Origin of the sequence: Streptococcus sp. KHUD_011, assembly GCF_046352925.1 — a bacterium.
In the GTDB taxonomy this organism is placed as follows: domain Bacteria; phylum Bacillota; class Bacilli; order Lactobacillales; family Streptococcaceae; genus Streptococcus.
Genome location: NZ_CP157578.1, coordinates 846,155 through 862,232 on the forward strand (window position 1 = coordinate 846,155; position 16,078 = coordinate 862,232).

Annotated in this window: 15 protein-coding genes; 6 read left to right on the forward strand and 9 right to left on the reverse strand. The window is 41.3% G+C overall.

Going from position 1 to position 16,078, the window contains the following annotated elements; translation table 11 throughout:
• Positions 1–31: 31 nt before the first annotated feature.
• A complete protein-coding gene (locus tag ABKJ27_RS03880) occupies positions 32–772 on the reverse strand; it encodes an amino acid ABC transporter ATP-binding protein (protein WP_001096315.1) in 741 nt (246 codons plus the stop codon).
• Positions 772–2,937, reverse strand: a complete 2,166-nt coding sequence (locus ABKJ27_RS03885; protein WP_410012086.1) for an ABC transporter substrate-binding protein/permease — start codon at positions 2,935–2,937, stop codon at positions 772–774. The genes ABKJ27_RS03880 and ABKJ27_RS03885 overlap by 1 nt, the downstream gene beginning before the upstream one ends.
• 170 nt (positions 2,938–3,107) lie before the next feature.
• Here ABKJ27_RS03885 and ABKJ27_RS03890 point away from each other — a divergent pair, with 170 nt between their 5' ends.
• The 3 genes from ABKJ27_RS03890 to ABKJ27_RS03900 all read left to right on the forward strand — a co-directional run bounded on the left by ABKJ27_RS03890 (position 3,108) and on the right by ABKJ27_RS03900 (position 6,616).
• Positions 3,108–4,061 (forward strand): CPBP family intramembrane glutamic endopeptidase, encoded by a 954-nt coding sequence (locus ABKJ27_RS03890; protein WP_410012087.1) that lies wholly within the window; start codon positions 3,108–3,110, stop codon positions 4,059–4,061.
• Between the two features lie 76 nt (positions 4,062–4,137).
• The gene (gene uvrB / locus ABKJ27_RS03895; RefSeq protein WP_410012088.1) at positions 4,138–6,126 is read left to right on the forward strand and encodes an excinuclease ABC subunit UvrB; all 1,989 of its coding nucleotides are present in this window, start codon (positions 4,138–4,140) and stop codon (positions 6,124–6,126) included.
• A gap of 22 nt (positions 6,127–6,148) precedes the next feature.
• Positions 6,149–6,616, forward strand: a complete 468-nt coding sequence (locus ABKJ27_RS03900; protein ID WP_410012089.1) for an 8-oxo-dGTP diphosphatase — start codon at positions 6,149–6,151, stop codon at positions 6,614–6,616.
• Here ABKJ27_RS03900 and ABKJ27_RS03905 read toward each other — a convergent pair.
• From ABKJ27_RS03905 to coaB, 5 genes are all read right to left on the reverse strand, one after another.
• Entirely contained in the window at positions 6,613–7,128 is a 516-nt protein-coding gene (locus tag ABKJ27_RS03905) for a transcription repressor NadR (protein WP_203212743.1), read from the reverse strand. The genes ABKJ27_RS03900 and ABKJ27_RS03905 overlap by 4 nt on opposite strands.
• Positions 7,129–7,139: 11 nt before the next feature.
• Complete coding sequence (locus ABKJ27_RS03910; protein ID WP_203212742.1) at positions 7,140–7,667, reverse strand: ECF transporter S component; 528 nt, start codon at positions 7,665–7,667, stop codon at positions 7,140–7,142.
• Positions 7,668–7,844: 177 nt separating this feature from the next.
• Positions 7,845–8,408 (reverse strand): ECF transporter S component, encoded by a 564-nt coding sequence (locus ABKJ27_RS03915; protein ID WP_000747412.1) that lies wholly within the window; start codon positions 8,406–8,408, stop codon positions 7,845–7,847.
• Positions 8,392–8,943, reverse strand: a complete 552-nt coding sequence (coaC, locus tag ABKJ27_RS03920; protein ID WP_203212741.1) for a phosphopantothenoylcysteine decarboxylase — start codon at positions 8,941–8,943, stop codon at positions 8,392–8,394. Before coaC ends, ABKJ27_RS03915 begins: the two co-directional genes overlap by 17 nt.
• A gap of 11 nt (positions 8,944–8,954) precedes the next feature.
• The gene (gene coaB / locus ABKJ27_RS03925; RefSeq protein WP_410012090.1) at positions 8,955–9,644 is read right to left on the reverse strand and encodes a phosphopantothenate--cysteine ligase; all 690 of its coding nucleotides are present in this window, start codon (positions 9,642–9,644) and stop codon (positions 8,955–8,957) included.
• Between the two features lie 229 nt (positions 9,645–9,873).
• Between coaB and ABKJ27_RS03930 the strand changes: the two genes are divergently transcribed.
• The 3 genes from ABKJ27_RS03930 to radC all read left to right on the forward strand — a co-directional run bounded on the left by ABKJ27_RS03930 (position 9,874) and on the right by radC (position 14,720).
• Positions 9,874–11,544 carry a formate--tetrahydrofolate ligase gene (locus tag ABKJ27_RS03930; protein WP_410012091.1) on the forward strand — a complete coding sequence of 557 codons (1,671 nt, stop codon included), beginning with the start codon at positions 9,874–9,876 and terminating at the stop codon, positions 11,542–11,544.
• Between the two features lie 161 nt (positions 11,545–11,705).
• On the forward strand, positions 11,706–13,997 hold the full coding sequence (gene pcrA / locus ABKJ27_RS03935; RefSeq protein ID WP_237446825.1) for a DNA helicase PcrA: 2,292 nt from the start codon (positions 11,706–11,708) through the stop codon (positions 13,995–13,997).
• 42 nt (positions 13,998–14,039) lie between these two features.
• A complete protein-coding gene (radC, locus tag ABKJ27_RS03940) occupies positions 14,040–14,720 on the forward strand; it encodes a RadC family protein (protein WP_000286931.1) in 681 nt (226 codons plus the stop codon).
• Here radC and ABKJ27_RS03945 read toward each other — a convergent pair.
• Both ABKJ27_RS03945 and ABKJ27_RS03950 read right to left on the reverse strand, forming a co-directional pair.
• Positions 14,717–15,406 (reverse strand): gamma-glutamyl-gamma-aminobutyrate hydrolase family protein, encoded by a 690-nt coding sequence (locus ABKJ27_RS03945; protein ID WP_020902817.1) that lies wholly within the window; start codon positions 15,404–15,406, stop codon positions 14,717–14,719. The two genes, radC and ABKJ27_RS03945, sit on opposite strands and share 4 nt — an antisense overlap.
• A 17-nt stretch (positions 15,407–15,423) precedes the next feature.
• A complete protein-coding gene (locus ABKJ27_RS03950; protein ID WP_000653415.1) occupies positions 15,424–16,065 on the reverse strand; it encodes a redox-sensing transcriptional repressor Rex in 642 nt (213 codons plus the stop codon).
• Positions 16,066–16,078 lie beyond the last annotated feature (13 nt).

Consider the following 16,078-nt stretch of genomic DNA (forward strand, 5'->3'; position numbering starts at 1 on the left):
AAAACTGCAAGGAAATCCTTACAGTTTGGGTTTAGACGTTTAAGACCTTGTCCAAGAACTCTTTCAGACGTGGGTGTTGTGGGTTGTCAAAGATTTGATCAGGTGTTCCGTCTTCTAGGAATTCACCATCTGCGGTAAAGATAACGCGGTTAGCAACCTGACGAGCAAATCCCATCTCATGGGTTACGATAATCATGGTCATGCCTTGTTCAGCCAATTCCTTCATAACGTTCAGTACATCTCCGACCATCTCAGGGTCAAGGGCAGAAGTTGGTTCATCAAAGAGCATGATGTCTGGATTCATTGCTAGTCCACGAGCGATGGCCACACGTTGTTTTTGACCACCTGATAGGCTATCTGGGTTAGCATTAGCTTTATCTGCTAGACCAACCTTGTCAAGCAGCTCCATTCCCAATTTTTCAGCTTCTTCCTTAGTCATCAACTTGTGCTCAATTGGAGCAAAGGTGATATTGTCCAATACAGACATATGAGGGAAGAGGTTGAAGTGTTGGAACACCATTCCGATATTTTCACGGACGTGGTCAACGTTGGTTGTTTTTTCAGTTAAGTCATAACCGTTCACAGTGATGTGACCACTCGTAACTTCTTCTAGAAGATTGAGGCTACGGAGGAAGGTTGACTTACCAGAACCTGAAGGACCGATGATACAAACAACATCTCCTTCATAGAATTTAGTCGTAATTCCTTTTAAAACTTCATTTTTTCCATAGTGCTTGTGTAAATCATTTACATCAATTTTTAATTTTGCCATTAACGAATCCTCTTTTCTAAGCGTTTCGCTAGTCTAGTCAAAAGTGTGATAATTACAAGATAGAAGATAGCAAGAATTGCATACATCTTGAAACTTTGGTAGTTACGGGCAATGATAATCTTACCAGTTTGGAAGAGTTCAACCAAACCGATAGCAGATACGATAGTTGTATCTTTAAGAGCGATAACGAATTGGTTAACAAAGTTTGGCAACATTAATTTAGTTGCTTGTGGCAAGATAATCTTACGCATGGTTTTTCCATAAGAGATACCCAAGCTTCGGCTGGCTTCCATTTGGCCAACTGGAACGGCCTGAATACCACCACGAACGATTTCAGCGATATAAGCTGCTGCGTTGAGTGAGAGGGCAATAGTACCAGCTACGAAGTCGTTAATTGGACTTTGTTGGCCTGTGATGGACTCGATGAAGTTTGGAATACCCCAGAAGATGAAGGCTGCAAGAATCATCAATGGAATACCACGGATAACGTCAACGAAAATCTCAGAGATTACACGAAGAGATTTGTATGGGCTAACACTAAACATACCGAAGATAATCCCGATAACAATAGCAATAGCAAATGAGATAAGAGCTAGAGCAAGAGTGATACCAAGACCACTAAGGAGTTGTTTGTAGTTGTTTTGGAGCAAGCCCCAGATAGTTGTCTCATCAACAGTGCTTGTTGAAGCAGATGAAGATTCGCTAGCTAGATATTTATCAAGAATCTTTTGGAATTCCCCGTTTGCTTTAAGGTTTGCAAGTCCGTTGTTGAACATTTCAATCAATTCTGGATTTGCTCCTTTTTTAACGGCAAAGGCTGTTTCACCGATTGGAGTTCCAGCGATTGGAGTCTTCAATTTTTGACCTTGGCTGATAGAATATTTGAGAACAGGCTCATCATCCATAACGGCATCGATGGCCCCAGTATTTAAACTGTCATACATTGACGAACCATCAGCGAAGGTTTTAATTTTGTAGCCGTATTTACTTTGATTTTCTGTTAGGAAGGTTTGAGAAGCAGTTCCGTTTTTAACACCAACTGTCTTCCCTTTCAAGTCTTCATAAGAAGCAATGGTGCTTGATTCTTTGACACCAAGGATAGTATTGGCTGTGTAGTATGATTCTGAGAAGTCAAAAGTTGCCTTACGAGCATCTGTGACAGACATACCAGCAATGATACCATCAGCTTGTCCAGCTTGAACAGCACTGATAGCGGCATCAAAACCAGGATTGGTGATTTCAATTTCGAAACCTTGGTCTTTAGCGATTGCCTTAATCAATTCCATATCAATACCAGTAAATTGGTTGCTTGAATTTTGGAAAACAAAAGGTGCAAAAGAAGAATCGCTGGCAATAATGTATTTAGCTTTAACAGGAATGGCTTTTAATCCTGCTAGAGTAGATGTAGTTGGCACTGCTGAAGATGATGAAGCAGTCCATTTCTTGATGATTTTATCAAGACTACCATCTTTTTTCATTTCAGCCAAGGCTTGGTTAAATTCAGTGACTAAGTGCTCGTATTTGCTACCTTTTTTAACACCGAAAGCAAAGCTACCTACAGCTTCACCATCCATTTCAATATGGAGGTCTTGCCCTTGGTTAATGGCATACTCGATAACAGGTTTGTCATCCATCATGGCATCGATGGCACCAGCACTCAAGCTGTTGTTCATCAAATCACTAGTGTCAAATGTTTTAATAGTAAAGCCGTATTTATCTTTGATTGTTTCAAGAAAACGTTGAGCAGCAGTTCCGTTTTTTACACCAACGGTTTTGCCAGTTAATTGGTCATATTTACTAATCTTGTGTGCCTTTGTAGTTGCAATGACAACTTTTGTATCATAGTAAGTATCAGACATGGTGAAGACTTTTTCACGTTCTTTCGTCTTTGTCATCCCTGCCATGATAGCGTCAGCTTGACCAGCTTGAACTGCATTCACCGCTGCGTCAAATCCAGGATAGGACATCTGAATATTCCATCCCTTAATCTCAGCGACCTTGTTGATAATGTCAACATCAATTCCTTTATAAGTTTGATCTGAATCTTTAAACTCAAAAGGCGCATAGGCGGTATCAGAAACAATCTTAATCGTCTCTGCTTTCGCAATACCTAATGAGAAAATTGGGAATAAAATTAGCAAAAATGCTAGAAATTTTTTCTTCATTTTTAGTCTCCTTTTCCGAATATTTTCCCATTATATCAGAAAAAGTAAAAAAAGGCAAATTTTTATATTTCTGTGTCAGAAAATGTAACATTGTTTTTTCTTTTCTTTCTTGAATTGCTATTAAAAAGTGCTATAATAATAGTATATATAGAAGAAAAGAGGACAGGGATATGAAGAACAAAAGAATATTTAAAGACTTCCAAGCTTCAAAAATGAGTTTAAACATTTACACAAGCCCCTTGTTAGCCTTTGCTTTTGTCTTCATAGGAGAGTTTGTGGCTTATACTCTGTATGGTATTAGTTTGTTAGCTCTCATCGGACTTGCTAGAAATTTTGGAGAGACTGGTCAAAATCTTGCAAGCTACTTGCAGACTTTGCATGCGAGCTTGACGGATAAATCAAGTGACTTTCATTTAATTTTAGATTTACTGGCCTTTGGTTTCATTCTCAACACTGTGTTCAGATGGACTAGAAAAGTTGAGAAAAGACCTATTCGAACTTTGGGATTTTATAGAGAGAATTGCCTCAGCAATCTTCTGAAAGGATTTGGCATAGGCCTGGCACTTTTTCTTCTGACCTTGTTAGGTTTAGTAGCATTAGGGCAATATCGTTTGGAGTCTATTCACTTGAATCCTTATTCGCTTACCTTTGTTGTCTTTACAATCCCATTTTGGATTTTACAGGGGACAGCAGAAGAAGTGGTGTCCCGTGCTTGGCTCCTTCCTCAATTGGCCTCAAGAACCAATCTAAAACTTGCTGTTCTTATATCTAGCCTGTTCTTTACCCTGCTTCATGTGGGAAATTCTGGTCTAACACCACTATCTCTAGTAAATCTCTTTTTATTCGGAGTTGCCATGGCTCTTTACCTTCTCAAAACTGATACAGTTTGGGGTGTTGCAGGTATTCATGGAGCTTGGAATTTCGCACAGGGTAATCTCTTTGGGATTTTAGTTAGTGGTCAACCATCAGGAACATCTCTGATGACCTTTTTACCACAAGGCAATCAAGCCTGGCTATCAGGTGGTTCTTTTGGGATTGAAGGTTCTATCATGACAAGTTTAGTCTTGTTACTTTTGATTGTCTATCTTGGCTATAAATTAAAGAAAGAAAATGAAAGGATGTGACTTCGGTCCGTCCTTTTCTTCGTGAAAATGCTATAAGTATGCTAAAATAAGAATAGCACATGGAGAGAGGATTCTTATGATTAACCGCATTACAGATAATCAATTTAAACTAGTATCAAAATATCAACCATCAGGAGATCAACCTCAAGCTATCGAGCAGTTGATAGATAATATCGATGGTGGAGAAAAAGCTCAGATTCTGATGGGGGCGACTGGAACAGGGAAGACCTATACCATGAGTCAGGTCATTTCCAAAGTCAATAAACCAACTCTGGTCATCGCCCACAATAAGACTCTGGCAGGACAGCTCTATGGGGAGTTTAAGGAATTTTTTCCTGAAAATGCTGTTGAGTATTTCGTTTCTTACTATGATTATTACCAACCTGAGGCCTATGTCCCTTCCAGTGATACCTATATTGAAAAGGACAGCTCTGTCAATGACGAGATTGACAAGCTCCGACACTCAGCGACTTCAGCCCTTTTGGAGCGCAATGATGTTATTGTCGTAGCTTCAGTCTCTTGTATCTATGGTTTGGGTTCGCCCAAGGAATACGCTGATAGTGTCGTGAGTCTCCGTCCTGGTCTAGAGATTTCTCGTGATAAACTCTTGAATGATTTGGTCGATATTCAGTTTGAGCGAAATGATATTGATTTCCAACGGGGAAGATTTCGTGTGCGTGGGGATGTGGTAGAGATTTTCCCAGCTTCCCGTGATGAACACGCTTTTCGAGTAGAATTTTTTGGAGATGAAATTGACCGTATCCGTGAAGTTGAAGCGCTGACGGGTCAGGTCTTGGGAGAAGTGGATCATTTGGCTATTTTCCCAGCTACTCACTTTGTGACCAATGACGACCATATGGAAGTTGCCATTGCCAAGATTCAAGCAGAATTAGAAGAGCAACTAGCTGTCTTTGAAAAGGAAGGCAAATTGCTTGAAGCCCAGCGCTTGAAACAACGGACAGAGTACGATATCGAAATGCTGCGTGAGATGGGCTATACCAACGGGGTTGAGAACTATTCTCGCCACATGGATGGTCGAAGTGAAGGAGAGCCTCCTTACACACTTCTTGATTTCTTCCCAGATGATTTCTTGATTATGATTGACGAGAGTCATATGACTATGGGACAAATAAAGGGCATGTACAATGGAGACCGCTCTCGTAAGGAAATGCTTGTTAATTATGGTTTCCGTTTGCCATCAGCTTTGGACAATCGTCCCTTACGTCGTGAAGAGTTTGAAAGTCATGTACATCAGATTGTTTATGTTTCAGCGACACCAGGTGACTATGAAAACGAACAGACTGAGACAGTGATTGAGCAAATTATTCGTCCAACAGGACTCTTGGACCCAGAGGTGGAAGTCCGTCCGACAATGGGACAGATTGATGACCTCTTGGGTGAAATCAATGCCCGTGTTGAGAAGAATGAACGAACCTTTATCACCACTTTGACTAAGAAGATGGCAGAAGACTTGACCGACTACTTAAAGGAAATGGGTATCAAGGTCAAGTACATGCACTCGGATATCAAGACCTTGGAACGGACGGAGATAATCCGTGACCTGCGCTTGGGTGTCTTTGATGTCTTGGTCGGAATCAATCTGCTCCGTGAAGGAATTGACGTACCTGAAGTGAGTCTCGTAGCTATTCTTGATGCTGACAAGGAAGGTTTCCTTCGTAACGAGCGTGGTCTTATCCAAACCATTGGTCGTGCAGCCCGTAACAGCGAAGGGCATGTTATCATGTATGCGGACACTGTTACCCAGTCTATGCAACGTGCCATTGATGAAACTGCTCGCCGTCGGAAAATCCAGATGGCCTATAATGAAGAACACGGTATTGTGCCTCAGACAATCAAGAAAGAAATCCGTGACCTGATTGCTGTAACCAAGGCAGTTGCCAAGGAAGAGGACAAGGAAGTCGATATCAATAGCCTCAACAAACAAGAGCGCAAAGAACTTGTCAAGAAACTCGAAAAACAAATGCAAGAAGCCGTCGAAGTGCTTGACTTTGAACTAGCAGCCCAGATTCGGGATATGATGTTGGAAGTCAAGGCGTTGGATTAGAATAGTACTTAAAGGAGAAAATATGTCCCGTTCCCAGTTAACGATTTTAACAAATATCTGTCTGATTGAAGACCTCGAAACTCAGCGCGTGGTTATGCAGTATCGCTCTCCTGAAACCAATCGCTGGTCTGGTTATGCCTTTCCTGGAGGTCATGTAGAAAATGACGAGGCTTTCGCGGAGTCTGTCATTCGTGAAATCTATGAAGAAACAGGATTGACTATCCAAAATCCGCAACTGGTAGGCGTTAAAAATTGGCCTTTGGATACAGGAGGTCGCTACATTGTCTTTTGTTACAAGGCGACCGAGTTTACTGGAACTCTTCAATCTTCAGACGAGGGAGAAGTTTCTTGGATTCAAAAAGACCAGATTCCAAGCTTGGATCTGGCCTATGATATGCTACCTTTGATGGAGATGATGGAAGCTCCTGACAAGTCAGAGTTTTTCTACCGCCACAGTACAGAAGACGATTGGGAAAAGAAAATTTTCTAGTCTTTTACTAAATAACCGAGTTGATCCAAGGCCTCCTCGATATAGTGGAGGTCTTGTTGTGTTTCGGCTTCAACTAGGTGGTAATGGATACCATCTGTCAATTCAGATAAAGGTTTAAAATCAGAATGCTCGACTTGTTCTAGAAAATGTTGCACATCTCTGCGACAAGACAGTTTAAGCAAGGTTTCAATTTCTCCATAGACGGGATGGTCAATCAAGGTATTTTGAACACGTCCACCATTATCAACGATAGCAAGGAGTTCTTGACCGATTTCTTCAACTTCATGTTTCACTTTGAAAAGTTTGTGAACATAAGGATTGGTTTCAATTTGCTTATAGACGTAGCCACGATTAGTGGATAGGATAGGAGCGCCATCGGCTCTCAAAATTGCAATGTCCTGCACAATGACCTGACGTGTGACATGAAAATGTTCCGCCAAACTTTGGCCATTAAGGGCTTTAGGAGCTTCTTTCAAGAGTTGGAGCAGAGCTTGTTTGCGTTCTTTTGTCATAGTTCTTCCTTTTAACGGCGTTTTCGAAGCACTTTATAGACAGCTAGTGCTAATGTATAGTCTACCATACTATGGATAATTGTACCAAATCCAACTAGCACAAATAGAACATAAAACATATTTTCTACATTGGTACCGGAAGTTGCATAAAAAACGACACAAGCTAATACTTCAGCAAGGGCATGGACAAGCGCTAATACAAAGTTATAAATCCAGGAAGCTTTTGGTTTATCTAGTGTATCGGGGAATTTTTGTAGGTAAAGAGCTCCTAGAGTCCCAAAAAAGATATGGGAAAAAGCTCGAAATACGATAACCATGGGATAGCCAGCCATCAAAAATCCAAAACTAGAGGCTAGGATGACAAAAACAGCCATCAAGGGCGATAAGAACATGGCAATAAAAATAGCGATGTGGCTTCCTAAAGTATAGGAAGCAGGTGGAATGACGATTTTGAAAGGCATAACAATTGGAATCAAAATCGCAATAGCCGTTAAGAGGGCAGTCATTGTCATAAATTGTGTCTTTTTCCGTGTGTTCATAAGAATCTCCTTTTAACTGTATATACACTAGTATAGTATTATAAACAAGACAATAAAGCAAGGATTTACTTAGGTTTATAAGTCATTTTTTAATTAAAGACTCGTAAACATTTCACTAAAAACACAAACTACATCAAACAAAATCTCCACCTTCAAGCATGAAAGCGGAGATTGTTTTTATTTCTTCAAGGTTTGTAGTCTTGGAACAATAGCTAGGGTTAGAACTGCGGAAATGACTAATTCGGCAATCGAATTTGTTGAGATAACAGTTGCTAGGAGTTTTTGGATATTACCATCAAAGACATTTCCAAAAAGGTAAAATATTCCACCAAGTACAAAGACCGTGTTGGTAAGTGAACCCAGGGCACCAGCTAGAATCAGACCAGTCTTGTTTTTCATTAGTTTATAGACTAGATAAGGAGTTAAACCAATCAAAATACGTGGGACAATTGCAATGATAGCTGAGTAGATGTTTCCGTTTGGTACAAATGGGGAGAAGAGGTAACTTGTCGGTAGAATTGTAATCGTGTTAACAGTTAAGCTAAGTAGCCCCATCAAAAATCCAAGTGTAACCCCAACGCGTGGACCGTAGATAATGCTGGCAATAATGACAGGAATATGAACGATAGTCGGTTTGATTGGGAATGGAAAAAGATTAAAGATAAGCGAGCTCAGAAAGTGTATCACGAGCATGGTTGCAAAAAAGATAGCAATAGGTGCAATATTAGAGCGTTTTTTCATCGAGAGTTTCCTTTATTCTTTCTAAAATAATTGTGAGGTCGGCTAAAGCTCCTCGTCCGTGGTCTCCACAAGCTAATAGGGATTCCTTAGGAGCAATCAGCTGATAGCCGTAGCTTTCTAATGTTTTCAGATTAGCCTGAGTTGCCGGATGGTCATACATTTTTGTATTCATTGCTGGTGCGATGAGTTTTGGGATATGACTTGGCAGGGCTAGAGCTGTACTGGTTACCATGTTGTCCGCAAAGCCGTGGGCTAGTTTTGCAATAGTGTTAGCAGTTGCAGGTACCACGATAAATAGATCAGTTTCTTTTCCAAGTTCGATATGATTAACCTGTTCAGGATAGGGCTCCTTCATGACATCTAGGTGGACAGGATTCTGTGAGAGTACCTCTAGTGTCAATGGTTGGATAAACTCTGTAGCAGCCTGAGTCATTAAAACAGTAACTTGATGGCCTTGTTTTTTTAGAGAACTGACTAAATCTGCCGACTTGTAAGAGGCGATTGAGCCCGTTACAGCCAAGAGAATGTTTGCCATAGCTTTCCTTTCTATGAATGATAGGCTTGAATCTTTTCAAGGAGGAGTTCTGCAATTTCTTCTTTAGTCTGGACTGTTTGAAGCTGATCTTTTTCAACAAAGATTGCACGATGCTGGTTTGCTGAGATTTGAGTCAGGTCATTTGCAATGATTAAGTTTGCTTGGTTCTTGATAAGACTTTTTCTGGCAATCTCGACGAGATAATCCTCAGAGACATCAACCAGCAGTTTGAAACCAATCAGATGAATAGCAGGATTCCACTCCTTGACTAGAGAGATAATTTTGGGTGTCTTTTTTAGGAACAAAACCTGAACCTCGTCAGTTGAAGAAATCTTAGCTTGATGATTTTGCTTGTTTAAAAATTCTTCTAGATTGGAGCTATCCTGAACTTCCTCAAGGCCTGTCATATAAACAGGAGTGTAGTCGGATACCGCCATTGAGTGAATCAAGACCTGATAATCCTGAACACGTTCTTTCATTTCCAGAAGAAGGTCCTTGGTATTGTTAATTTCTCGAATGCATAGGTTGGGATGGGGTTCTGGCTTCACGGCTCGTTTTGTAGTAATTAAACAAACTTCATGCCCTGCAGCAAGCAAGGTTTCTGTGATGATTTTGCCCAAGCGACCTGTAGAATGGTTAGTGATAGAGCGGACGCTATCGATAGCTTCACTGGTACCGCCCGATGTAACTAAAATTTTCATAGCACTATTGTACACAAAAATAAACGGTAAGTAAAATGAAAGCGATAAATTTTTGGTAAAAACGAAGGTTTACTATAGTTTCAAACTATAAAGCCATATAAAATTTAAGAAAGGGCTCTAAAAACCTTAAAAACAGGGATATTCACGAACGTTTAGAGAGTTTTCGGATGTTAAAAATCTTGTTTTGTGTTATAATGAATTATCATATAAGAGGTTAGAGGAGTTTTGAATGAAAACAGATATTGAAATCGCACAGAGTATTGAGTTGAAGCCAATCGTTGATGTTGTAGAGAAACTTGGTATTTCTTACGATGATTTGGAGTTGTACGGAAAGTACAAGGCTAAGCTCAGCTTTGATAAAATTCGTGCAGTTGAGAGCAATCCAGTTGGAAAATTGATCTTGGTTACTGCCATCAACCCAACGCCAGCAGGTGAAGGAAAATCAACTATTACTATTGGTCTTGCGGATGCCTTGAACAAGATTGGCAAGAAAACCATGATTGCTATCCGCGAGCCATCTCTTGGTCCAGTAATGGGGATTAAGGGTGGTGCTGCAGGTGGTGGTTATGCCCAAGTTCTGCCAATGGAAGACATCAATCTTCACTTTACTGGAGACATGCATGCCATTACGACTGCCAACAATGCTCTTTCTGCCTTGATTGACAATCACTTACACCAAGGAAATGAGCTAGGAATCGACCAACGTCGTATTCTCTGGAAACGTGTTGTGGACTTGAACGACCGTGCGCTTCGCCATGTGACGGTTGGTCTTGGTGGTCCTCTAAATGGTATTCCACGTGAGGATGGCTTTGACATTACTGTCGCTTCAGAAATCATGGCAATTCTTTGCTTGGCAACGGACATCGAGGACTTGAAACGCCGTTTGGCTAATATTGTCATCGGTTATCGCTATGACCGTACCCCTGTTTCTGTAGGTGATTTGCAGGTTGAAGGTGCTTTAGCATTGATTTTGAAGGATGCTATTAAGCCAAACTTGGTTCAGACAATTTACGGGACACCTGCCTTTGTGCATGGTGGTCCATTTGCCAATATCGCTCACGGATGTAACTCTGTCTTGGCAACGACAACAGCCCTTCACTTGGCTGATTACACAGTTACTGAAGCTGGTTTTGGTGCAGACCTTGGTGCTGAGAAATTCCTTGATATCAAGACACCAAACTTGCCAACTTCTCCAGATGCGGTAGTTATTGTCGCAACCCTTCGTGCTCTTAAGATGAATGGTGGTGTGGCTAAAGACGCTCTCACAGAGGAAAATGTGGAGGCGGTTCGTGCAGGTTTTGCCAACTTGAAACGCCATGTTGAGAACATCCGTAAGTTCGGTATTCCAGCAGTTGTTGCGATTAACGAATTTGTATCTGATACAGAAGCTGAAATTGCAGCCTTAAAAGAACTTTGTGCCTCAATTAATGTACCAGTTGAACTAGCAAGTGTCTGGGCTGATGGCGCAGAAGGAGGAGTAGCTCTTGCCGAAGCAGTTGTGAAGACTATCGCTGAAACCCCAGCTAACTATAAACGTTTGTATGACAATGACCTTTCTGTTCAAGAAAAGATTGAAAAGATTGTTACTGAAATCTACCGTGGTAGCAAAGTGAACTTTGAGAAGAAAGCTCAAACTCAAATCGCTCAAATCGTTCAAAACGGTTGGGACAAATTGCCAATCTGTATGGCTAAGACCCAGTATAGCTTCTCAGACAATCCAAATGCACTTGGAGCACCTGAAAACTTTGAAATTACCATTCGCGAATTGGTGCCAAAATTAGGTGCAGGCTTCATCGTTGCCTTAACTGGCGATGTCATGACCATGCCAGGCCTACCAAAACGTCCAGCAGCTCTTAACATGGATGTTGAAAGCGATGGAACTGTTCTAGGCTTGTTCTAGTATATTGCAATTGACTTTAAATGAGTTTGGAAATAATATCCAAGCTCATTTTTTATCTAGATATAAGAAGTTGCCTTCTACACGTAACCAGTCTAGGTAAAGATATTTTCCTTGAATTCTGATATAATAGAAATATTGACTTCAAGAGTAAGGAAGAGAAGATGAACGCATTATTAAATGGAATGAATGACCGTCAGGCTGAGGCGGTGCAAACGACAGAAGGGCCCTTGTTAATCATGGCGGGGGCTGGTTCTGGAAAGACTCGTGTTTTGACCCACCGTATCGCTTATTTGATTGATGAAAAGCTGGTCAATCCGTGGAATATCTTGGCCATTACCTTTACTAATAAGGCTGCGCGTGAGATGAAGGAGCGTGCTTATAGCCTCAATCCAGCCACTCAGGACTGTCTGATTGCGACCTTCCACTCCATGTGTGTTCGTATACTACGTCGCGATGCGGACCATATTGGCTACAACCGCAATTTTACAATTGTAGATCCTGGTGAACAGCGAACGCTCATGAAACGCATTCTCAAGCAGTTGAACTTGGATCCGAAAAAATGGAATGAACGAAGCATCTTAGGAACCATTTCCAATGCTAAGAATGATTTGATTGATGATGTGGCTTATGCTGCTCAAGCTGGTGATATGTACACGCAAATCGTGGCTCAGTGTTATACAGCCTATCAGAAAGAATTGCGTCAGTCGGAGTCGGTTGACTTTGATGATTTGATTATGCTGACCCTGCGTCTCTTTGATCAAAATCCTGATGTTTTGACTTATTACCAGCAGAAGTTCCAATACATCCACGTTGATGAGTACCAAGATACCAACCATGCTCAGTACCAACTGGTCAAACTCTTGGCTTCACGCTTTAAAAATATCTGTGTGGTTGGAGATGCGGATCAGTCTATCTACGGTTGGCGTGGTGCTGATATGCAGAATATCTTGGATTTTGAAAAGGATTATCCTCAAGCCAAGGTTGTCTTGTTGGAGGAAAATTACCGCTCAACCAAAACCATTCTCCAAGCGGCCAATGAAGTTATTAAAAACAATAAAAACCGCCGTCCTAAGAATCTCTGGACTCAAAATGCGGATGGTGAGCAAATCGTTTACTATCGTGCAAATGATGAGCTAGATGAGGCTGTATTTGTAGCTAGAACCATCGATGAACTTAGTCGCAGTCAAAACTTCCTTCACAAGGATTTTGCAGTTCTTTATCGTACAAACGCTCAATCTCGTACCATTGAGGAAGCCCTGCTCAAGTCCAATATCCCATATACCATGGTTGGTGGGACTAAGTTCTACAGCCGTAAGGAAATTCGTGACATTATCGCTTATCTTAACCTCATTGCTAATTTGAGTGACAATATTAGTTTTGAGCGTATTATCAATGAGCCTAAACGTGGAATTGGCCCAGGTACAGTTGAGAAAATCCGTGACTTTGCCAATATGCAAAACATGTCTATGCTAGATGCTTCAGCAAACATCATGTTATCTGGTATCAAGGGTAAAGCAGCCCAGTCTATCTGGGATTTTGCCAATATGATTCTAGATTTACGAGAGCAGCTAGATCAATTAAATATTACAGAGTTGGTTGAGGCCGTCCTAGAAAAAACAGGTTACGTTGATATTCTTAATGCCCAAGCAACTCTGGAAAGTAAGGCTCGGGTTGAAAATATTGAAGAGTTCCTTTCTGTGACGAAAAACTTTGATGACACCTCTGATGAGCCAGAAGAAGAAACTGGTCTGGACAAACTGAGTCGTTTCTTAAATGATTTAGCCTTGATTGCGGACACCGATTCAGGTAGTCAGGAGACATCAGAAGTTACTCTAATGACCCTGCATGCTGCCAAAGGTCTCGAGTTTCCAGTTGTCTTTTTGATTGGGATGGAAGAAAATGTCTTTCCACTTAGTCGTGCTGCTGAAGATCAAGATGAACTAGAAGAAGAGCGCCGTCTGGCCTATGTAGGAATTACGCGTGCAGAGAAAATCCTCTATCTGACAAATGCCAACTCACGCCTGCTTTTTGGTCGTACCAACTACAACCGTCCTACTCGATTTATTAACGAAATCAGTTCAGACTTGCTTGAGTATCAAGGTCTGGCTCGTCCAGCAAATACAAGCTTTAAAGCATCATATAGTAGTGGTGGCCTTGCCTTCGGTCAAGGTATGAGTTTGGCCCAGGCTCTTCAAGACCGTAAACGCAGTGCGGCCCCAAAAACTATCCAGTCAAGCGGTCTCCCATTTGGTCAATTTACAGCTGGTGCAAAATCAGCGTCTAGCGAAACAAATTGGTCCATTGGTGACATTGCCCTCCACAAGAAATGGGGAGAGGGAACTGTTCTGGAAGTTTCAGGTAGCGGTGCTACGCAGGAATTAAAAATCAATTTCCCAGAAGTTGGTTTGAAAAAACTTTTGGCCAGTGTGGCCCCAATTGAGAAAAAAATCTAATTTTTCATCCTTCTCACGAATAATAAAGTGAGGAGGATTTTTATGTACAGTATTTCATTCCAAGAAGATTCACTATTGCCAAGAGAAAGACTTGCCCAAGAAGGAGTGGAAGCGCTCAGTAACCAAGAGTTGCTAGCTATTTTACTCAGAACAGGAACACGTCAGGCCAGTGTTTTTGAAATTGCCCAGAAAGTCTTGAATAATCTTTCAAGCCTAACAGATTTGAAAAAAATGACACTGCAGGAATTGCAGAGTCTATCTGGTATCGGACGAGTTAAGGCAATAGAGTTACAAGCCATGATTGAACTGGGCCATCGTATTCATAAACACGAAACCCTTGAGATGGAAAGTATTCTCAGCAGTCAAAAGTTGGCCAAGAAGATGCAACAGGAATTGGGGGATAAAAAACAAGAGCACCTGGTGGCGCTCTATCTCAATACTCAAAATCAAATCATCCATCAACAGACCATTTTTATCGGTTCTGCCACTCGTAGTATTGCTGAACCGCGAGAGATTCTTCACTATGCTATCAAGCATATGGCGACTTCTCTCATCTTGGTTCATAATCATCCTTCAGGAGCGGTGGCCCCTAGCCGAAATGATGATCATGTCACTAAACTTGTCAAAGAAGCCTGCGATCTGATGGGAATTGTCCTCTTGGACCATTTGATTGTCTCTCACTCCAGTTACTTTAGTTATCGAGAAAAGACAGATTTAATCTAAAGTTCATTAACGATATAGTCAAAGAGGTTTTTATCTTTGGGACGATTTTCAAAAAGAAATTCTGGATGCCATTGGACACCGAGGAAGGCAACATCATCCGTACTCATGACAGCTTCAATGATACCATCCTTAGGATCATGAGCTGCAATCTTTAAGTTGGGAGCTAAATCCTTGATACTCTGGTGGTGGAAAGAGTTGATATGGGAGATTTCTCCATAGATTTCTCGAAGAACAGTATCTGGTTCGGTTACCAAGCGCTGGGTTGTGTACTCGGCAGAACAATCCTGCCAGTGGTCTTCGATATCTTGGTACAGAGTTCCGCCCATGGCAACGTTAAAGAGTTGAGTCCCACGGCAGACAGAGAAAATTGGCTTTTTCTGTTTGATAGCTTCCTTGATGAGGGCTATTTCGAAGATATCTCTTTGAAGGTGGTAGTCATCGCTATCAATGGTTTTTGGTTCACCATAGAATTTAGGATCAACATTTTGCCCACCTGTCAAGATGAGCTTGTCAATCATACTGATATAGTGGCAGGCCATTTCTTGATCACCAATCGGTAGGATGATGGGAATCCCTCCAGCGTCTTTAACGCCTTCCACAAAGCCTTTTGCTGCGTAGCTCATCATGATGTCATCATCTGGATGAGTTTTTTCGTTTCCTGTAATCCCAATAACTGGTTTTTTCATAAAATGATTTTCGCTTTCTAATCCTCTTTTCGCATGAAATAGAGGAGGGTTTGGAGTTCACTTGTTAAATCGACATATTGAACGACCACATCTTTTGGTAAATGCAGATGGACTGGTGAAAAACTGAGAATCCCTTTCACGCCAGCATCTACCAAGAGATTAGCAACCTCTTGTGATTTGACGCTAGGAACGGTCAGGATAGCAGTCTTCACATCAGCATCCTGGATTTTATCCTTAATTTGAGAAATTCCGTAAATGGGAATCCCATCAGGAGTTTGGCTACCGACTTCAGGATGGTCATCAAGGTCAAAGGCCATGATAATCTTCATCTTGTTGCGCTCATGGAAGCGATAGTGGAGAAGGGCATGGCCCATATTACCAATACCAACAAGCATGACATTGGTAATAGAGTTATCATTGAGCAAATCGGCAAAAAATGTCATCAGTTTTTTGACATCATAGCCAAAACCACGGCGACCTAGTTCACCAAAATAGGAAAAATCACGACGTACGGTCGCGGAATCAATACCGATAGCCTCTGCAATTTGCTTAGAGTTGGCACGTTCAATCTTTTCTGCATGAAATCTCTTAAAAATTCGATAGTAGAGAGAGAGTCTTTTCGCTGTAGCTTTTGGAATAGCAGACTGTTTATCTTTCACAAAATCACAACCT